At 35.6% G+C, this 20,641-nt stretch carries 19 protein-coding genes; 13 read left to right on the forward strand and 6 right to left on the reverse strand.

Annotation, left to right across the window (positions count from 1 at the left end; all coding sequences use genetic code 11):
- Positions 1–232 precede the first annotated feature (232 nt).
- Both ACQKOF_RS03535 and ACQKOF_RS03540 read left to right on the forward strand, forming a co-directional pair.
- A complete protein-coding gene (locus ACQKOF_RS03535; RefSeq protein WP_427553766.1) occupies positions 233–454 on the forward strand; it encodes a helix-turn-helix domain-containing protein in 222 nt (73 codons plus the stop codon).
- Between the two features lie 153 nt (positions 455–607).
- Positions 608–1,171: a cupin domain-containing protein gene (locus tag ACQKOF_RS03540; RefSeq protein WP_427553768.1), complete on the forward strand. Its 564-nt coding sequence runs from the start codon at positions 608–610 to the stop codon at positions 1,169–1,171.
- A gap of 74 nt (positions 1,172–1,245) precedes the next feature.
- Here the strand turns inward: ACQKOF_RS03540 and ACQKOF_RS03545 are convergent, their stop codons facing one another.
- Positions 1,246–2,721, reverse strand: coding sequence for a serine hydrolase domain-containing protein (locus ACQKOF_RS03545; RefSeq protein WP_427554152.1), 1,476 nt, complete (start codon positions 2,719–2,721; stop codon positions 1,246–1,248).
- 355 nt (positions 2,722–3,076) lie between these two features.
- Here ACQKOF_RS03545 and ACQKOF_RS03550 point away from each other — a divergent pair, with 355 nt between their 5' ends.
- The 3 genes from ACQKOF_RS03550 to ACQKOF_RS03560 all read left to right on the forward strand — a co-directional run bounded on the left by ACQKOF_RS03550 (position 3,077) and on the right by ACQKOF_RS03560 (position 5,507).
- On the forward strand, positions 3,077–3,670 hold the full coding sequence (locus tag ACQKOF_RS03550; RefSeq protein ID WP_427553770.1) for an NADPH-dependent FMN reductase: 594 nt from the start codon (positions 3,077–3,079) through the stop codon (positions 3,668–3,670).
- A 275-nt stretch (positions 3,671–3,945) separates the two neighbouring features.
- Complete coding sequence (locus tag ACQKOF_RS03555; RefSeq protein ID WP_427553772.1) at positions 3,946–4,884, forward strand: ring-cleaving dioxygenase; 939 nt, start codon at positions 3,946–3,948, stop codon at positions 4,882–4,884.
- A gap of 14 nt (positions 4,885–4,898) precedes the next feature.
- The gene (locus ACQKOF_RS03560) at positions 4,899–5,507 is read left to right on the forward strand and encodes a flavin reductase family protein (protein ID WP_427553774.1); all 609 of its coding nucleotides are present in this window, start codon (positions 4,899–4,901) and stop codon (positions 5,505–5,507) included.
- 55 nt (positions 5,508–5,562) lie between these two features.
- On the opposite strand, the gene ACQKOF_RS03565 is transcribed toward ACQKOF_RS03560, so the two are convergent.
- Together ACQKOF_RS03565 and ACQKOF_RS03570 are read right to left on the reverse strand one after the other, a co-directional pair.
- Positions 5,563–6,498 carry an aldo/keto reductase gene (locus tag ACQKOF_RS03565; protein ID WP_427553776.1) on the reverse strand — a complete coding sequence of 312 codons (936 nt, stop codon included), beginning with the start codon at positions 6,496–6,498 and terminating at the stop codon, positions 5,563–5,565.
- Positions 6,499–6,640: 142 nt separating this feature from the next.
- Positions 6,641–7,393 (reverse strand): IclR family transcriptional regulator, encoded by a 753-nt coding sequence (locus ACQKOF_RS03570; RefSeq protein ID WP_427553778.1) that lies wholly within the window; start codon positions 7,391–7,393, stop codon positions 6,641–6,643.
- Between the two features lie 257 nt (positions 7,394–7,650).
- On the opposite strand from ACQKOF_RS03570, the gene ACQKOF_RS03575 reads away from it, so the two are divergent.
- Positions 7,651–9,084: an alpha/beta hydrolase family protein gene (locus ACQKOF_RS03575; protein WP_427553780.1), complete on the forward strand. Its 1,434-nt coding sequence runs from the start codon at positions 7,651–7,653 to the stop codon at positions 9,082–9,084.
- Positions 9,085–9,130: 46 nt separating this feature from the next.
- Here ACQKOF_RS03575 and ACQKOF_RS03580 read toward each other — a convergent pair whose 3' ends face one another.
- Positions 9,131–10,087 (reverse strand): MerR family transcriptional regulator, encoded by a 957-nt coding sequence (locus tag ACQKOF_RS03580; protein ID WP_427553782.1) that lies wholly within the window; start codon positions 10,085–10,087, stop codon positions 9,131–9,133.
- Positions 10,088–10,533: 446 nt separating this feature from the next.
- Here ACQKOF_RS03580 and ACQKOF_RS03585 point away from each other — a divergent pair, with 446 nt between their 5' ends.
- From ACQKOF_RS03585 to ACQKOF_RS03610, 6 genes are all read left to right on the forward strand, one after another.
- Entirely contained in the window at positions 10,534–11,934 is a 1,401-nt protein-coding gene (locus tag ACQKOF_RS03585; RefSeq protein ID WP_427553784.1) for an amino acid permease, read from the forward strand.
- A gap of 1,141 nt (positions 11,935–13,075) precedes the next feature.
- Positions 13,076–14,119, forward strand: coding sequence for an AI-2E family transporter (locus ACQKOF_RS03590; RefSeq protein ID WP_427553786.1), 1,044 nt, complete (start codon positions 13,076–13,078; stop codon positions 14,117–14,119).
- A 301-nt stretch (positions 14,120–14,420) separates the two neighbouring features.
- Positions 14,421–14,684 carry a CD3324 family protein gene (locus tag ACQKOF_RS03595; protein ID WP_427553788.1) on the forward strand — a complete coding sequence of 88 codons (264 nt, stop codon included), beginning with the start codon at positions 14,421–14,423 and terminating at the stop codon, positions 14,682–14,684.
- Positions 14,685–14,808: 124 nt separating this feature from the next.
- A complete protein-coding gene (locus tag ACQKOF_RS03600) occupies positions 14,809–15,348 on the forward strand; it encodes a GNAT family N-acetyltransferase (RefSeq protein WP_427553790.1) in 540 nt (179 codons plus the stop codon).
- Positions 15,349–15,528: 180 nt separating this feature from the next.
- On the forward strand, positions 15,529–16,197 hold the full coding sequence (locus ACQKOF_RS03605; protein ID WP_427553792.1) for a GntR family transcriptional regulator: 669 nt from the start codon (positions 15,529–15,531) through the stop codon (positions 16,195–16,197).
- 24 nt (positions 16,198–16,221) lie between these two features.
- Positions 16,222–17,439, forward strand: coding sequence for an MDR family MFS transporter (locus tag ACQKOF_RS03610; RefSeq protein ID WP_427553794.1), 1,218 nt, complete (start codon positions 16,222–16,224; stop codon positions 17,437–17,439).
- Positions 17,440–17,766: 327 nt separating this feature from the next.
- Here the strand turns inward: ACQKOF_RS03610 and ACQKOF_RS03615 are convergent, their stop codons facing one another.
- Together ACQKOF_RS03615 and ACQKOF_RS03620 are read right to left on the reverse strand one after the other, a co-directional pair.
- Positions 17,767–19,122, reverse strand: coding sequence for an MATE family efflux transporter (locus ACQKOF_RS03615; protein ID WP_427553796.1), 1,356 nt, complete (start codon positions 19,120–19,122; stop codon positions 17,767–17,769).
- Positions 19,109–19,576, reverse strand: coding sequence for an N-acetyltransferase family protein (locus ACQKOF_RS03620; RefSeq protein ID WP_427553798.1), 468 nt, complete (start codon positions 19,574–19,576; stop codon positions 19,109–19,111). The genes ACQKOF_RS03615 and ACQKOF_RS03620 overlap by 14 nt, the downstream gene beginning before the upstream one ends.
- A 217-nt stretch (positions 19,577–19,793) precedes the next feature.
- On the opposite strand from ACQKOF_RS03620, the gene ACQKOF_RS03625 reads away from it, so the two are divergent.
- Positions 19,794–20,624, forward strand: a complete 831-nt coding sequence (locus ACQKOF_RS03625) for a MerR family transcriptional regulator (protein ID WP_427553800.1) — start codon at positions 19,794–19,796, stop codon at positions 20,622–20,624.
- Positions 20,625–20,641 lie beyond the last annotated feature (17 nt).

Genomic DNA, 20,641 nt, shown 5'->3' on the forward strand with positions numbered 1-20,641 from the left:
TAGCTCATAACGATTCCTCCGTTTGAATTTGGTGTGGTAACTACATTCTACACGAGGTCGTTATGGGCTTCCTTTATATTGACTTCTGGGTGTTGTACTTAATATTACAATCCGTCATATAAATTGGAGCATACTGCTATGTAGTTTTATTGTTTGGACAATTGGTAGGACATTTAGATATGGCTCTTTTTTACAAGAAGAGTATGATGCAACAGTATAGGAAGTGAAGAAATTGGCGATTATCGTAAGATTGGATCGTGTATTAGCTGATAGAAAAATGCAATTAAGTGAGCTTGCAGAAGCAGTAGATATATCGATTGTCAATTTATCGAATTTAAAAACGGGGAAGGTAAAGGCAATACGTTTTTCCACGTTAAATGGAATTTGTAAAGTATTGCATTGTCAGCCAGGGGATATTTTAGAGTATGCTGAGGATGAGGATACCTTTGAGTAAAAAAATTATATGGTTTTTTCTTAAATGACTTCAGTATTTTACTGAGGTTTTTTCAGATTTTGTAAGTTGTAGTATAGGATGAAAATGTGTATACGTACATTTCTTGAACAAGTTGCATAGGATATTCTTAGAATGTGTGAGGGGATTGAGAAAATGTACTATATTCCTTATTACGGAAACATGCCTATGTATAACTATGGAGATCAGCTTGTTTATTGGACACTTCCTTATCAGGGAGGGTATGCAAACAGAGCTGAACCTCCTCGTTTTTCCAGCGGTGAAAGTATTGCATTAAAAGATTATGGAGCTCAGCCATTTGTCATCAATCTTGAAAATGCGACTAAGCAAAATGCTACGTATCGTACTGCTCTTTGGACGGGAAAGAACTTTCAAATTACTTTAATGAGTATAAATGTTGGTGATAATATCGGTTTGGAAGTACACCCAAATGTGGATCAATTTTTATATATTGAACAGGGTGAGGGATTTGCTCAAATGGGCCCAAGCAAAAATAATTTAACCTATGAAAGAAAGGTCTATGAAAATTATGCCGTAGTAGTGCCTGCTGGAACATGGCATAACGTCACAAATACAGGGAGTATACCACTAAAGCTTTATTCGATATACGCTCCTCCAAACCACCCATTCGGTACAGTACATGTCACTAAAGCAGACGCTGAGGCCACGGAAGCAGGCTACGGTCAGGGCAATCAATAATAGATTTTAGATATTTTGAAAAGTTGAAGCATTTTCCCGAAAATACAACCATAACTAAAAAAGACAACTCCTACTTAGAGAAGTTGTCTTTTTTGTCGTCGTTTAAATGAAATATATATAGATAATAAGCCATTCAATGTTAAAAGAGTAACCAGTGTTATGGTCAAAAATGCAATATCAGGAGCAAAATATCTAATAGTGTGCCAAGGTGTTCCTGTACTATAGCTTAATAATGGAATTGAGCTCATGGCCAACACTAAAAGTATAAAACCGAATATACCCGATACGTCCCTTTTGTTCACGTTTTTTGCTTTAACTTTTATAAGTAGATAAATAAACATCACAAAAAGTAAACATAAAATAGCAATTGTTATTACTTGCAATGTTGGCTTATATTTAGGTGCGTCAACGGGCTCTTTCCCATTTAAAATGTTGATAATCCCTTCTTTCAAGTAAAGGAGTGACTTTTCCTCTAATATATGACTTTTGTTAGTGAGAATCACACCGCCCCAATCGGTTTCTGGTAGATAAAATACTTCTGAGCGTGCGTCAGGATTTGAACCAGAATGCCATATCATTTCTTCTTTAGATTCTGGATATGAGATTCGTACACCAAGGCCATAATATCGATATTTACTAGTTTGAACAAACGGCGATATATAAAGGTTCAGCGCATTTTTACTTAAAAAATTGTTATGTTCATGATGACTAAGAAGTTTAATGTACTGCACCATATCTGATGCACTTGCAGTAATATATCCATACGGTGCCCCTCCATTATCATAGGTGACTGCGCTCTTTACAGGGTGACCAAGCCATGATTGATAGCCAGATAAGTATCCTTTTTCATAGGCCATGCTACTATTAGCGGCTGCATTTTTCATCCCTAATGGAGAAAAAACTTGTTCCTCCATATATTCAGAAAATGTTTGATTGGTCACTTCTTCGATGAGAGCGCCAAGAATAGAAAAGTTAGCATTGCTATACTGATGCTTTTCTCCAGGAGCAGCAGTCAGCTTAATATTCGATAAACTTTCTACATTTTCCTTTATAGCACTCAAATCATTAGATTCCTTGTCCGATATAGATAAGCCAGAATAAGTGCTTATCCCACTTGTTTGCGTAAGTAAATGTTTAATCGTTATTTGAGAAGCGGCTTGTTTATCTTTCAAGGTAAACCAGGGCATATACTTTTGAACTGGATCATCTAATTGCATAATGCCTGCATCTACCAATCTCATGATGGCTAAGCCCGTTAGTGATTTACTAATAGAGCCGACTACAAATGGAGTTTCAGCAGTTACCTTTTCTTCGGATTCTCCCGTTACGCCCCACGATTTGGAATAAAAGATATCATTTTTATGAACAATAGCAATAGATGCCCCTGGAATTCGCTGCTCTTCTAAAAAGTTTTCAACATATTTATCTATAGTACTCTTAACGTCTTGTTCCGCGGCTTCTGTGGAGATTTGTGAGACTGGTTGAAATAGATAGAACGGAATTAATAATAAACATACTAATATAGTTTTATATAGGGAGATTTTTTTCATTGTTGTTTTCACCTATTTCCTCCGAAAATTTTTCTTTCATAATCATGACCTTTAATCCAAGAAGTAAATTTAACAAAAATATACACTTCTTCATAGTATATGATATTTGTTGTGTATACTATTCGAAAGAACGTTGTCTTTAAAAGCAGCATACGGATATTTTCATATGATGACTTTCCTTTTTCACTACTTAATCAAAAACTTTCGGGAGGATTAAACAAACTTGTTGACGTAAATTAAAACATCGTGTTATTATTATCTCGAATTCAAGATAACTAAATTCAAGATAAATGAATTCGAACCTTTTAATCCGTGTAAAAAGTTAAATTTTTTACATCACAAGGAGGTAATCATATTGGGTTTTTTAAATAAATTATTTGTTTCAAAAAAAGAGGAGGAAAAAACAATGGCAGAACTAAATATCGGGATTATTATCGGATCAACACGTGAAGGGCGTGTAAGTCCACAAGTAGCACAATGGGTAAAAGAAATCGCAGATCAACGAGGAGATGCTAATTATACAATTATTGATATTGCTGATTATAAATTACCTTTACTAGGTGAACCAGGGCAAGATGCTTCAGGCGCTCAAGGTTGGTCAGAAATTGTTGCAAAACAAGATGGATTTGTATTTATCGTACAAGAGTACAATCACTCTATTACAGGCGCTCTAAAAAATGCACTAGATTATTTACGTGAAGAATGGAATAACAAAGCTGCGGGTATTGTATCGTATGGTTCTGTAGGTGGTGCACGTGCAGCTGAACATTTACGTGGGATTATGGGTGAGCTTTTAATTGCAGATGTCCGTGTACATCCAGCATTGTCACTATTCACAGACTTTGAAAATGGTACTGATTTTAAACCAAAAGCGGTGCAAACAGATTCTGTTAACCAAATGTTAGACCAGTTAATTCCATGGTCAAAAGCTTTATATACAATTCGTTAATCCTGTTTAACTTATTTCAGCGGGTGTCCAAACACCCACTGAAATAGAGGAACTCAGTCTAAGAACGCCACATCCTGTGGCAACGACTGAGTGACCAACATCATGTTGGCCTAAAGCCTCCGGCAGATGTCACGGAATCGGAAAGGAGTTCTTTATGCAAGCAAAAAGCCGATTCCGGACGCAATTATGCCGAGGCATAATTGATAGATTGAGGTAGCACGTTATTGAATAAAGTATAGGTGAGAAATACATTTATCATGAAAGGGCTTGTTAACATGAAAAAACATACTGTGGGTATTCACCATATCACAGCCATTGTAGGGCATCCACAAGAAAATATTGATTTTTATGCTGGTGTATTAGGCTTGCGTTTAGTTAAACAAACAGTAAACTTCGATGATCCTGGCACATATCATCTTTACTTTGGTAACAAAGGTGGTAAACCTGGTACAATTATTACATTCTTTCCATGGGCAAATGCTTATCAAGGTCGTATTGGTGATGGGCAAGTTGGTGTAACTACTTATGTTGTACCAGAAGGAGCACTACCATTTTGGATTAATCGTCTTGCAAAATTCACTATTCCATTCCAAAAAGTTGAACGCTTTGGTGAACAAGTAGTACAATTTGATGATCCACACGGACTTCATATTGAATTAGTTGCACGTGCAGAAGGCGAATTGAATGAATGGACATTTGGTGAAGTAACTCCTGAGGTTGCAATTAAAGGATTTGGCGGTGCAACACTGTATTCAAGTCACCCAGAAGAGACAGCAAAGGTCTTAACTGAAGTCATGGGGCTTGAAAAAGTAGCAACAGAAGGCGAGTATACTCGTTACAAATCCAGCGCAGATATTGGCAATACAGTAGATTTAAAAGTTGTTCCTAGTATGCGCGGTCAAATGGGCGTTGGAACAGTTCATCATATTGCCTGGAGAGCACAGGATAATGTGGATCACCTAGAATGGCAAGAGTATGTAATGAATCATGGACAACATGTAACCGAAGTGAAAGATCGTAATTATTTTAATGCGATTTATTTCCGTGAACCCGGTGAGATTTTATTTGAAATTGCGACAGATCCACCTGGATTCGCTCATGATGAGACACCTGAGACAATGGGTAGCCAACTAATGTTACCATCTCAATACGAACAGCATCGTGAACAATTGGAAAGAACATTAATTCCAATCAAAGTGCGTGCGCTTGATTAAAGGAGATGTGACGTTTGATTTCATTTGATCCTAAGAAAAATACAGAACGCGAGAATTATAAGTTATTGATTGGCAGTATTATTCCGAGACCTATTGCCTTTGTTACGACGAAGTCAGAGCAAGGGGTCATCAATGGCGCACCTTTTAGTTTTTTTAACATCGTGTCTTCCAATCCGCCGATGATTTCTCTAGCCGTTCAAAGACCAAATGGGCGCTTAAAAGATACCGCTCGCCATATTCATCATCAGCAGCAATTTGTTGTGCATATTGTAGATGAGGATAATGTTAAGCAGGTGAATGAAACAGCCGCTTCCTTACCTGTAACTGAAAGTGAAATTGATCGAGCACAATTTACATTAATCGATAGCCAACTGATATCTGTACCAGGTATTCAAGAGGCGAAGGTTCGAATGGAATGCCGTTTAGTACAGCCGATTCCTTTAATGAATGGTGACGAACAGACAGGTGATTTGTTTATTGGTGAAGTCGTACAATATCATATAGATGAGACCATTTATAATGAAGGGCGAATTGATCCAAGAAAACTAAAAGCAGTTAGCAGATTAGCTGGCTCAAATTACGCAAAAATTGGAGATATATTTGAGATAGAACGCCCCGATTAAAAATAAAATGCGAAAATGTTGCTATAACAGCATTTTCGCATTTTTTGTTCTAAACTTATAAAAAAATTCTCTCTATATTCACTAAATCTTCGTTTGTTAATAGGACATTGCTTGCTTTCACATTGGTAGCCACTTGGTTTTTATGTTTTCCGCCTGGGATAACTGCATCAACACCATCTTGAGCTAATAACCAAGCAAGCGCTAGATTTGGTAATGTCGTTTGCTTTTCCACTGCAATTTCTTTTAATGCATCTACTTTTACTAATGTTTGTTCAAATAATTCGCCTTGGAATAAAGGATCCGAAATTCGCCAGTCTCCAGTACTTAACTTAAAGTCTTTTGTATATTTTCCACCAAGAAGGCCATATGCAAGTGGACCGTATGGAATAAATGAAATATCATTTTTTACACAGTATGGCAATAAATCTTGTTCTGCTGAACGATTTAACATATTGTATGGAGATTGTAACACTGAAATATCATTGTGCACATTAGCTTCTATAAGCTGATCTAATGTTACGTTTGAAATGCCTATTGCTCCGAGTTTTCCTTCTTCTTTTAAGCGTGATAATTCCCCAATCGACTCCGCAAGAGGGGTCTCATTATCTGGGAAGTGTAAATAGTAGAGGTCAACATAATCCATTTGTAGTCGGTTCAAGCTATTTTCAAGTGCACTTCGTAAATATTGCGGATGATTATTTGTTTTTACTGAACCATCCTCAAACCAATGTCTACCTCCCTTTGTCGCTAAAACGAAATCTTCCCTTGAGTGTTTTTTTAATACTTCGCCAACAAGTTCTTCTGAACGCCCTTTTCCATATATATCTGCTGTATCAAAAAAAGTTATCCCTAGGTCAAGTGCAGCTGTGACTAGCTCCTTCCCGTCTTGTTCATTCAAGTTTTCATATAAGTTATGGCCACCTACAGCATTTGTCCCAAGACCAATTTCGGAAATTTTGATATTTGGTTTTTTTAATGTATGAAATTTCATATTCCTACCTCCTCGTTGTTCTGTAATCAGAATAGAGTAAAAAAAATATTTTACAAACATACATCGTTAAAGTTTCATATATAGAAACAAATGCTTTTTAATTGCAAATAATGAACGAATGAAAAATTCCCTAAGACCTTAATTATGCTAAAAGATAATGAATTTCCTCCGTTAATTGCTGGCTTATCTCTTCTAATTTTTTTACAAATGACCGTATGGCAGTTTTCTTAATTTGATTCGTCGAACCGTGCAAAGCAATTGCACCGATGACTTCTTCATTCACATAAATCGGAACTGCAATACAACATTTACCTACTTTCGTTTCTTCATTATCAACAGCATATCCTTGTGCTTTAATGACCTGTAAATGAGGAATCAATAGACCATAATCATAGAAGGTTTTTGTTGTAAATGTGTTAAGTTCAATACTATTTAATATTTCACGTTGTTTTTTAGGTGACAGATGAGCTAATACTACTTTTCCGAGTGCGCTTGAATGCATAGGTGTCCGAGTATCGATTGCATGATAAGCAGGCTGTTCAAAAGGCTCCCTAATCACATTTTTTATCACCATCTCACAATCTTCCAAAATACCAATATAAGTAGTTATTTCTTCTTGGCGGGCTAATTGATATGGCGCCACAAGAGACGTCCATTGGATATCTTTGTGCCAATATAAGTGCTCATCCCTAAAGATATGTGGATTTAATTGATAATACTTATTATATTTAATAACATAATTCATTTTTTCTAGCGTATAAAGCATGCGAAAAACGGATGTCTTATTCATTGATAATTCTTCCATAATTTCAGTTAATGTAAGAGAATGCCTTTGACGTAATACATCCAAAATCAAAAGGCCCTTTTTTAATGTCGATACTTCATAGGGATCCATTTTGCCCTCTCCTAACTTCTAAAATAACTTAACCTGTACCTGTGAAATATTCATAGTTCTTTATTAATATTATAAAGATAATTTTTTATAACTTCTCAATTTTTATTTTAATAATAAACGACCTCAAATTTGTAAAATGGTGGACAATTATAAAAAATGTCAGTGTTTTTTTGTATTAAGTGTTGATTCTCCTCTTACTGGAGGTAATACACTTTGATTTGAATCAGCAAGATCAAAAAAACAAGGAGGTTTTCATTATGAGGTCTATTGAATTGTTTTATATCATCTTTAATATTGTTTTACTAGGTTGGTTAGTCTTTGGTAGAAACAAGTCACGGCAAGGGGTGCTGATAGGTGGTGGTATGTCTATTCTATTTCTGCTTGTCCATGGGATCATAGAAGGTATGCGTTGGCAAATGATACCGACCTATTTAATGACATTATTTTTTATCGTTGTTGTTGTGATAAGGCACTTTTTTAACCCAAAAGATCAAAAAGAACAACAATCAAATATGCCCCGATCACGCGTTGTTCTTAATTCAACATTAGCTGTACTTTATTCTGCTGTAGCAGTTAGTCTGCCTATGGTGCTTCCGGTATTTACTTTTGAAAAGCCAGTGGGTCCGTACAAAATTGGAACAGTCACCTACGATTGGGTGGATACTCAAAGGGAAGAGACTCTTACACCGGAGCCTGATGACAAACGCGAATTAATGGTACAAATCTGGTATCCTGCTGATACGACTGCTAAAGGTAATACGGCTCCTTATATTTCCGATTCTGATGTTTTTGCAGAGGGGTATAGTAAAATCCTGAATTTACCGAAGTTTTTATTCACAAATTTTGGTTATGTCAAAACACATGCTATTGAGAACGCTGAGATTTCTAATCAGGAAACAACCTATCCGGTGCTCCTGTTCTCTCATGGTTTTAGTGGACATAAAAATCAGAACACTTTTCAAATTGAGCAATTAGTCAGTCAAGGCTATATCGTGGTAGGTATGGATCATACTTACAGTAGCACGACTTCAGTCTTTTCTGATGGTCGTGTAGCAAATTACGTGCCGCAAAAAACTGAATCAATTGCATATTTAGATAAAGCAAATGAAGGTTGGGTAGAAGATGCTAAATTTGTGCTGGATCAAGTAGAGCAGCTGGTCCAGAATGATCCTGAAAACCGTTTTACAGGTCGAATGGATATGGAGAATGTAGGTATGTTTGGTCATTCCTTTGGTGGAGCAACAAGCACCCAAATGCTAATGACAGATTCAAGAATAAAAGCAGCTCTTAATATGGACGGTGTTTTATATGGAAAACTCCGAGTTCCTGTGGATGGGCTGAAGAAGCCGTTTATGATGATGAGTGCCGATGACACAATCAGAGAGGCGAAGGAAACGGATAGTAAGGAGCTCATCGAGTTTGTAAAGGAAACTTTGCCACGGTACGAGTATGTAACTGTGGGAGGGAACTATTGGATGAAAATTAAAGATATGAAGCATATGGGCTTCTCCGATTTATACCTGTTTTCACCGCTTTATGAACGGATGGAAGGGGTCGACATCCAAAAGGCTTACCGATTAATTACCGATTATTCATTGGATTTCTTCGATCATTATTTGAAGCAACAGCCATTCAAACTATTGGAGCAAAATATAGGTGAACATCCAGAGTTTACGTTACTGAAAGGTTGACAACCAAAACGAATAGTTGAGGGTGTTTAGCCCTCAACTATTCATTTTATGATTCTTCCATATGTTCAAGCCGCCATTCTATTCCTTGAAATAGTAATTGATTGGCTTTTGAGAGTTGGTAGTATTGTGGGCTTAGAATAGCACATAACGTTTCGCATCGTTCGAGTCGTTTGGTTTTGGTTATTAGAATATATTCTGCAAAGTAGCGGAAGTGATCTTCTTTATTGTCCAATTGCTGTGAGTTCGCATACAGCCTAGCAGTGTCGTCGATAATGGTCTGTACAATCGGACTGTTGGCAGGCAATTTTTGCTTCAGCGCCTTATTCAATCGATCATGGATGTTCTCAAGCTTTCTGACCAATGTTGTAGCATTATATTTTGACTGATGAACAATATTAAAGTACAGAAATTCAGTATTTTTCAAGTCTTTTATAAACTGAGGATCATTTATGAGCTCCTGTAATTCATGCCAAGCAGCTGTTTGTTTGGCGGAGCCTTTCACTTGATTAATAATATATTTATCAAAATAATGAAAAAATGAATCTCTCCACTCTTTAGGAATGCCAATTAATAATTGGGATTCCTTCAATTTTTTATCGATAAATTGTTTTTTATGTTCGGCATTTATTGTTCGTGCGTTTACTAAGTTATGAATATACTGCAATGAATCCCCGTCATGTTCCTTTGCTTGACGAAGAATCGATATCATATCCATAAGCGTAGTAACCTGTGTTTCCATCGATTCGATCTGCCAATCAAGTGTTTTATCAACTGATATTTCTTCAGATATCATTTTGCTTATTTCATCAATTCCGAAATCCAGATAACGCAGGTTTGTAATCATTTCAAGGCGCCATATATCTTCAGCTGTGTACAATCGATGTCCACCCTCAGTATAACTTGTAGGTTTCAGCAATCCAATTTCGTCATAGTAACGGACTGTCTTTATCGTGGATCCTATCATTTTAGCTGTTTCACCTATTGAATATTTTTTTTCTTCCAAATGATTACACCTCCTGATTGGATCACTTATATCTAACAATGATAAATAAACAAAAGTCATTATGCTAGTAAAGAATTTATTTCTCTTATTTTACGATAAACGGGAAATAGATTAATCCTTAAAAGGTTGAATTACATAAAATGACATAAATTGCAGGAATCAATAACAACTATTGCATTAGGAGAGATCGAGAGAAAGGACTTATCAGGCAAGTAATGCTGATTATGGCACTGATTGAGGAATTGGACTTGCACAACTGTGAAGTTTAGCTACTTCATTCAGCAACGTAACGTAAGTGAACTATTAACTCGTTTTCTAGTAAAAAGGTAAATTGTTGCAATAATCTAATTGTTGACTCAATTCGGAAATGCAGATAATATACTTATTATTGATAAAAATACATAAAAATGAAATTTATATCTTTTTTTGAAAATGGAGTGGTTATTATGGCGAATTTTTTACGAAGGAAGTCGATCGAGCAAGCCAATAAAATAACTGAAGTCGAACGTTTTAAACTAAAGCGTGAACTAGGGTCGTTACAATTATTGCTGTATGTGCTAGGGGCTACAATAGGAGCTGGAATTTTTGTACTGCCAGGAACTACAGCTGCTCTACATGCAGGTCCTGGTGTCGTTGTTTCTTTCTTAATTGGGGGTCTTGTAACAATTGCAGTTGGATTAGCCTATGTCGAATTCGCGGCGATGGCGCCCGTCGCAGGGAGCGCGTACACCTATTCTTATATTGCGTTAGGTGAAGTTATTGCTTGGATCATCGGTTGGGATTTACTATTGGAATTTATCGTTATTTCTAGTACAGTTGCTGTTGGTTGGAGTGGCTACGTCGATTCATTTTTACAATCTGTCGGTATTCACTTGCCAGAAATTTTAACAAAAGATATTGCCCATGGTGGGGTTGTAAATCTACCTGCTGTAGCTGGTTGGCTTATTGTAGCTTGGATTGCACTGAGCGGGATTAAAAATGTGGGTCGATCAAATATGTTATTTACAATGGCAAAAGTCGGCGCGATTGTCTTATTCCTTGCTATCGGGGCTTTTCACGTTAACCCTGTAAACTGGACACCATTTACACCGTTTGGCTGGACAGGTGTAATGGCGGGAGCGGCATTAGTGTTCTTTGCCTTTACTGGATTTGATGGTGTAACAACTGTTCTGGAAGAAGTGAAAAATCCACAAAAAACAATACCAAAAGCTTTAATTGGTGGTTTGAGTGTATTAACACTTATTTATGCATTTGTTGCACTAGTATTAACAGGTATCGTACCATTCCCTGAATTGGATGTTCCAGATCCTACAGTGTATGCACTACAATCTGTTGGTATTCAGTGGGGAGGTGCTATCATCGCAGTATCAGTTATTTTTGGATTGCTTGCTACGATGATTGCAAATACAACTAGTGCGACGCGCGTGCTGTTTGCAATGAGCCGTGATGGGCTTCTACCAGAACGTATTGCACAAACAAATAAAAAAACAGGAGTACCTGTATTATCAACTTTAATTGTGGTTGGAACAGGGATTCTCTTATCAGGATTTTTATCAATCGGAGAATTAGCGGAATTTGCTAACATCGGCGGTCTAACTGCTTTTGCTTTAACAACAGTTAGTGTTGTTGTTCTTCGCTATACACGACCAGATCAACCACGTGTATTCAAAGTACCTGCGCTATGGCTTGTAGCAACTGTAGGTGTTGGAGGATGTATTGTATTAATTTTTAGTCTGCCACTATTTACTATAGTGCGCTTTTTGATTTGGTTAGCGCTAGGTTTAGTAATTTATATAGGCTATGGATACAAGCATGCTAAAATAAGCTCTAAAAATGAAAATCAATAAATGAGATAAGAGGCTGGGACAAAAGTGTTTCAGCCAAGCCAACAAAAATACCGAACTATCCAATGAAACGCTCATGAAGTGTTTCGGAATAGTTCGGTTTTTCTATTTATCGTGTTTTGTTAATTTATAGATTATTTGGCTTTATGAAGGAACCATTTAGTTATGTCCCAGCCTCTTTTCTTAAATTAATACAGATCTAGACGCACATTCTTGTTAATCTCAACATATGATAAGTTTAAATTCCCTTACATGCCCAGTCATCAATTTTACACATGGAAGGTGATCGCCAAGAAAGTCGTTTATTATTTGCTTTCTTTGTACCGTATTAATTTCCCCAACCAAATAAATTAAATCTTGAAGTTCCGTATGTGCACTCTCAAGATTCTTCCGGATATTTTCAACGTTTACTTCATTTGAACTAATGGCTCTTCAGGTACAGTCCCGTCTTTCTCCGTTCGCTTTGTCCAGATGCTCTTTGGTCCTGCTTCTTCAATTTTATGTACATAAGGAGCAACTGCTTATGAATGTCCTTCGCGGTTCTTGGAAATTCACATAATACATCTTTTCTATTATTTTAGTTTAAAATTTTGATAAGAATATCATACTGAAACTAAGGAACAATACTAAAATCTGTTCTTGATTAAAATAGTATTTTGGGAAAGAAAACAAATAGCATATAGGGAGCTCAAAGCCCGTGATAAGCGTCCCCTCGGAAGTCATGTAAATATTTTGGTGAAGAGCCGAAACAAAAGAAAAAATTATAATTTTAATACCATCATAAAAGAACTTACATTGGCTATGATGGTGTTCGACGGGTTATAATAGAATCATAGAACTAGGGCTTATAACGCTGATACAGCTTTCAATAAAGTACAAAAGTATTATCATTAATTTCTAATTTGATAAAACATACAGTTCTTTTCGCTCCTTGGATTTATTTATTTCTTATGAGACTTATAAAGCGGCATGCATTTTAAGTCTTTTTCTAAGTGAAGATGGGAATAATGGTCCAATAAAGGGGGGTATTTACATAAGAATGATACGTCATGTTTTACATCAATTTATTAATTGCTTATGTTCATTTGATAGTGAAACTCAGGCAGTAAAGGCAGCAAAGCCGTTTTGTAGAAGGAGTGAATACATGAGTAATTTCTTTCGTAGTAATGGATTTAAACGTTTTATAATTCTAGTCGGGATCGCTATTGCACTATATTTGATGCGAAGTATGATCAATCTTATTCTTCTCACGTTCATTATTACGTACTTAATGAATCAACTTACCACGAAGACAACAAAAGAGATTAGAAAGTACGTAAAGTTGGGTGAGAAAGCTGTGACAGTTACCCTTTATCTTTTACTTGTTGCAGGTATTGTTGCAATTATCTACAAGTATTTGCCTATCGTAACCCAACAAATTACACAGCTCTTTGATCTTATTGCTAGCTTTAGTCTCAACCCAAATGATAACGAGATTGCAAGGTATTTAGCTCCAACCTTTGATAAGATTGAACTGGGTAAATATTTAGAGCAGGGTGTAGACCTTACGCTAAAAAATCTTACGAATATTGGTAAAATCATTTTGCATATATTCATTGCACTGATTTTGAGCTTGTTTATTTTACTTGAGAAGAAACGTATTACGGAATTTACAGCAAAATTTAAAGATAGCAAAATGAGCCATCTCTACGATGAATTACATTATTTCTCAAAGATATTCATTCGTTCTTTCGGTAAAGTTATTGAGGCGCAGTTCATTATTGCCTCTATCAACTGTGTTTTATCTGTTATTGCTTTATACATTATGGGCTTCCCGCATTTAATTGCACTGGGGATTATGCTCTTTATACTGGGATTGGTGCCAGTTGCAGGGGTCATCATGTCCTTGATTCCTCTAACTATAATTGCATATAGTATCGGTGGTCCAATGTACATTGTCTATATCTTGGTTATTGTTATGGTACTACATGCTGTGGAGGCATACTTCTTAAATCCAAAGCTGATGTCTGCCAAGACAAATCTTCCAATTTTCTATACATTCATCGTCATTCTCTTCTCAGAGCATTTTCTTGGTGTATGGGGATTAATTATTGGTATTCCATTATTCATGTTCCTTCTCGATATTCTAGGAGTTACGTCCTCAGAGGATGAACTGCAACAGGCAATGGAGATACAAGAGGATAAATAAATTGAATAAAGTTTTCGTTCAAAAAGGAATCAAGTATGTATGATTCCTTTTTGTTTTTGTTTATAGAAAATATTTACATATGCTAAGATGAACTATGAATATGTTGACAAGTTAGGGGGGAGAGAAGTGAGTAATTTTATTAAGTTGCTAGATACGAAAGCAGCCCATGCAAAGCCTAATTTTGATATGGCAATACTTTGCATGGGGTGAATTTCAATATTTGCCTTGAAGTATTTCTTATAAAATTAGCTTTGCTACCTTATTTTATTAATTTCAAAATAAAAATGAGGGGTTGGCATACATGGCTTATAAGAAGGCTTCAGTTATCTTACCAAAAGAGCTTTTATTAGAAATCCAAAAATATGTTCAAGGTGAAACGATTTATATTCCTAAAATAGAAAACACTTATTTAGAGTGGGGTGCTCGTTCAGGCACAAAGAAATATATTGAGGACAGGAATAAGTCTATAAAAGAAGCGTTTACGAATGAAGCTTCAATTGAACAATTATCTACGGAGTATCATTTAGCGGTAGAAACGATTAAAAAAATTGTATATACGAAGTAATTTTTAAAGCACTAGCAGTGGATATGTTAGTGCTTTTCATATGTCTAGTACATTTCTTAATTAAACTAGGCATATTCTTTCTACTAGAAATCTTGTTCAATATAGTTAAAGGGAGGTGTTTTTTATGATTGCAGGGCAAAGTGTATTTTTAAGACCAATTACAGAAAAAGATGTTGATAGTATCTACAAGTGCTTTCAAGATGAAGAAATTATGTATATGACAGGTACACGTAACATTTTAACGAAGGATCAGATTAGAGAGGCTTTGATTCGATTTAGCGAAGATTCCACACGCCATGATTTTGCTATTTGTTTAGTAGAAAATAGCCAAATTATCGGTGATTTAACCATTATGGAAATAGACTCAGACAATAAAAAAGCAATATTTCGCATAGCTTTACATAGTATAGAAGATTGTGGCAAGGGATATGGGGCAGAGGCAGTTCAGCTTGTTCAAAAATTTACGTTTGAGGAGCTTCAGCTTAATCGCTTAGAGTTACAAGTTTACTCTCATAATATTCGAGGAATCAAATCGTACGAAAAAGGTGGCTTCAAAAAGGAAGGAACTTTAAGACAATCCTTTTATATGAATGGTAAGTATTCTGATGAAATAATTATGAGTATTTTACGTGATGAATATATGGAATTAAAAAAGAGCCATTAGAAAATATAGATAAATTGCCAGCACTGATTTGTTAGTGCTGGATTTTTTGTTTTTATCTGCTAGATTACAATAAATAGGTTGCTACTCTTTTCTGTAAAAAAATTAAAGAAAATATGACTGATATGTGATATATTACATATCAGTTAGTGTTGTATATATTTTTCATGGAGGTAATGAATAGTGGCACAATTAGATTCTAAGAAAAAACTCAAGCGGACATTTGTACGTGAGGAAGCATATATGATAATAAGGGATTGGATTGTTGATGGGACTTTACAGCCTAATCAACAATTACGAGATAAAGAATTAGCGGAGCAATTAGGCGTTAGTCGAACACCTATTAGAGAAGCGTTATTACGGTTAGAGGATGAAGGGTTTGTACAGACCAAGCCTAATCGTTCCACTACGGTTTCTCCAATTGATTCCAATGAAGTATTACATCTCTATTCTATTGGCTGGACTCTTGAGCAATTAGCTATGAAACAGGCGTTTGAAAATATTGAGGACGAGCACCTTCAAATGATGGAGACTATTAATCTAGAGCTTAAAAAAGCAATTACAGAAGGAAATCAATTGAATGCGGTGGAGTGTGATAATGAGTTCCACTTGGTTTTTATTGATATTTCTCCAAATAAGGAATTGAAGCGAATACTTGTAAATGTTAAACAAAAACTCAAACGTGTTGAGCTATATTATTTTGATTTAGTAGAGGATGTTCATTTTTCTTGTGAAGAGCATGAGCGGATTATAGAGGCGATCAAACAAAAAGATTTATCTTTAGTACTTGATGAAATTGAAAAAAACTGGAGACTAAGTTTCTCTAGAATTCAAAATCATTTGGTTGATTAATTTAAAAAACAAAGAGGTTGTGCAATGAGTAGAATTCAGACTTATATAAAGGAATATCATCCGATTGTACATACATTAATTTTTGGCACTATACTAATTACCTTAACAAGTTCAATGAGTATGCCTTTTCTAGCTATTTTTTTAAGTCAGTCAGCAAACTTAGATTTTGCGACTATAGGATTTATTATTGGTATAGGTCCTTTAGCAGGAACTTTTTGTGGACTAATTGGGGGAGTCCTTTCAGATTTTATTGGTAGAAAGAAATTAATGCTACTATCTTTAATAGGGTTAAGCATTGCTTTTTTTGGTTTTATTACTACTACAAATATTATTGGTTTAATGTTTTTTAGTATTCTTAGGGGACTGGCTCAAGCTTTCTTTGGCACCGTTTCAAAGGCATTAATGGCCGATTTAACACCAGATAGTAAAAGATATAAAATGTTTGCTAATCGTTATTTAGCATTGAACATTGGGTTTGCTGTAGGGCCTATGTTAGGTGCATTTTTAGGTATAGGTGGTAGTACGATAGCATTTGTATTAACTTCTTCTGTGTATGTTATCTATGCAGCTGTTTTATATTTTATGCTTAGAGCTGTTAAAGATCATGACGATTCACCTGTATCCGAAGAAAGCATCAATATGACACTATTATGGAATACACTGCGTAGTGATGTACCTTTACTATTATTTATTATAGGTGGAACATTATTAACTACTGTGCATGGTCAAATGTCAGTGACACTTTCTCAATATTTACAGGCAAATATTATAGATGGGATAAAATTATTTGCAGCATTGATGAGTATTAACGGTTTTATTGTACTAATACTTCAAATTCCGTTAACTAGATGGTCAGAGCGTTTTACATTTATACAAAGAATAACATTTGGGTGTGTGTTATTTTCTTTGGGAGAGATAGGGTTTGCATTTTCAACTAGTTGGATAGCGTTCATCATCTCCATGCTAGTATTTACTCTAGGTGAGATACTTGTCATTCCAGCTGAATATTCTCAGGTCGATGAAATTACACCACCAAATTTAAGGGGTACTTACTATGGAGCTCAAAGCTTAGGTGAGTTTGGAAATTTTGTAGGTCCATGGTTTGGCGGTATCTTGCTGTCAGTGTATGGAGGAACAACTATGTTTTTATTTATGGCCTTCATATCCCTATTAGGTAGCTATTTCTTTTATTTAGGAAAGAGGAATTTTAGTAAAAAAGAATGGCTGTCATCAAATATTTAAATGAATAATAAAAGGGACTCATTCAAGGTCCTTTAGAATTTGTCTTCAAAATTATGTAATACTATCCATAAGGGGGCGTATAGTGAAAAAGCTACTTTCAACTTTATTAACAGCAACATTAGTATTTTCGTTCACGCCATATAATGCGATGTACAAGGAAAGAGGTATTTAAAAACTGTATAGAATTAAATAAAAAATACCCTAAAGGTGTAAAAAAGGTCATCCCGACTATCAAGTAAAGCTTAATTGAGATAAAGACGGTTGGGCTGGGGAAAGATTGAAATTAAACAGCTAACTCCCTTTCGATTGAAAGGGGGTTAGCTTCATTTATAGCGCCTTTAAGGAACTTGCTTTTGAGAAAATTGTATGTGTTTTTTTCTTCATAAATATAAAAATTAACAATGCAGTAATGCCTTCTGCGACGGGGAATGTCCACCAAATAGCTTGTGGGCCAAGGAATTTAGGCAATAGTACGAGAGCAGGGATAAATAATATAATACTACGAAATAACATAATAGTTGTTGCAAGACGTATTTTTTCAATGGATTGGAAGAATTCCGCAAATACCATGTTTACTCCAAGGAATACATACCCAATGGCAAAGTGTACAAAGCCTTGTGTTGCCATATTGCGAATTTCAAACGTACTGTCACCGAACAATGCTATTAGCTGAGAAGGGAATAACGTAGCAATTATGACAGTAATTAAACCCATAATAAATGCAGTGGCAATACCGATTTTCAATAACGCTGTTAAGCGCTCTATTAATCTCGCACCGTGGTGATAACTAACTAGGGGCTGTAGGGCCATACCGATCCCAAGGAATACTGTTAATAGTACGGTATGAATATAGTTAACCATCGCGTAGGCGGTCACTCCATCTGAGCCCAAATAGTGTAAAAATGTTACATTATATAAAATAACCATAACAGCGACGGAGGCTTCAACGATAAAGCTTGGTAGCCCAATAGCAAATATTTTCTTTAAATCAGATAGGCTGAAAAATTTACGCACAAACTTTAATTCGGATTGCTTTCGGAAGAAATGTAGGCAAAGCACCGACATACCGATTATTGTGGAGAGTGCTGTAGCTATGGCACAGCCAGTTACGCCGTAATGGAGCACGAAAATAAAGATGTAGTTTAAAATAATGTTTAGCACAGATGTAGTGATTAAGCCTAGCATCGCAAGCTTTGGATTGCCATCATTTCGAATAAAAATGCTTAGTAAGTTTTCGATTGTATAGAACACACCGAAAATCAAAATAACAAGTAGGTACTCTTGAACATAAGGAAAGGTAGCATCACTTGCCCCAAATATATAGGAGATTTCCTTTAAATTTACTAAAAGTATTAGAATCAATGCCATAACGACAACGATCATTGTTGTAAATGCTAATGTAAAGAGCTGGTGCGCTCGTTTTTTATTGCCCTCACCGAGAGAAATTGAAAATAATGTTGCCCCACCCATACCAATCCAAAGGGAAATAGATAGTAAAATCGAGAAAATCGGTACGGCGATATTTATTCCTGCTAAAGCGGTTGGTCCAACCCCGTGACTAACGAAAATACCATCTACTAAAATATTGACGGACATCAGCAACATACCAATCATAGCCGGAAATAAGTATGATAAAAACAAGGGCTTTAGTGGTTTTGTTTCAATTGGATTAATGGTGGTCATGAGCATGTACCTCCTTTACCATCACCTTTTCGCCTTTGTCATCTAGCTCACCGTTAAAGACGAATCCAAATTTCTTATATAGCTCAATAGCTATTATATTGTTGTCATAAACGCTTAAATATATATTTTGACAGCTGTATTTAGCTACTAAATAATGAATAAGCTGCTGTAAAAAGTATTTTCCTAATCCTTTGTGCTGATAACGCTCATCAATGAAATAGCGATCTAACCAAACACGTTGTGTATTGTCCTTATGCGGGAACACACCATACATAGCGAAGCCGACTGCAATATCTGCCCTATACAATCCAACAGGAATAAAGCGTTTATCTGTTGCTGCCTCCGCTAAGCATTGTTTTGTACTTTCAATAAAATTCTGCTGATTATCTGCAATACGTAATGCCAATATTTCTTCTTTGTTTAAAGCTGTAATGTCACGAATTTCCGTGAACATAATGTCAAAACCTTTCTATTTTTAATTTCTTTCAGCGGATGTCACGGAAATCGGAAAGGAGTTCTAAAAGGATGTTTGCTTAAAATCATCGCATCCATGCGATATGACCTAAGCACAAAGCTGATTCCGGACGCAAGTATGCCGAGGCATATTTGCTTGTGAATAGCTACAATTTAATGTATATAGTAACTATATAGTCAAGGAGGGAAACTTAAAAATGTTTAATAAAAATGTAAAATATTTTACAACTGGTGAGTTCGCTAAAATTTGTAAGGTTAATAAACAAACACTAATTTACTACGATCAAATTGGTTTATTATCCCCAATTATGAAGGATAGTAAAGACTACCGTTATTATTCCATTGCACAATATGAATTTTTTAGTGTGATAGAGCTATTAAAGGAGGTTGGTATGTCTTTAAAGGATATTCAAAAATATATGGCAGAAAAATCACCTGAAAATTTCTTAGACTTAATGTATCAGCAAAAGAAAATTGTAGCGAAAAAACGTCGAGAACTAGAGATGATTGAAAGCATTATTGATGTAAAAATCGATTTAACAAAAGAAGCCTTACATCTTGATTTTGATAGCATTACGATTGAACATCTGCCAGAGGCAACGTTGTATTTAAGTAAAAATATCGAGAATTCGACGGAAGAGCAGTTTACGAAGGCTGTTTCAGACTTTATAGATGAATTAGATCGCTCTCAATTAGACACAGGTTATCCCATTGGAGGAATTACAAGAAGAGAGCAAGTATTAGCCGGAAACTATGATAATTATAGTTATTTGTATATAGAGCAGCCACACCCACGAGAAGGTCATCCATATTTCGAGGCGATTGAAGGAGATTTTATTGTTGGATACCATGTAGGAGATTCTACTATACTTGGTGAAACTTACGAGCGATTATTTAAGGTTATGCAGGTGAACGGTTTTGAACTAGGGGAGTACGTATATGAGGAATATATTTATGACGCCGTTATTAAAAATCGTGAAGAGGATTATGTAACGAAAATTATGATAGAAATTAAAAAAGGTTGTTGATAAGTTAACTTATCAAC

Origin of the sequence: Lysinibacillus sp. NPDC093190 (genome assembly GCF_050280425.1) — a bacterium.
Lineage (GTDB): Bacteria > Bacillota > Bacilli > Bacillales_A > Planococcaceae > Lysinibacillus.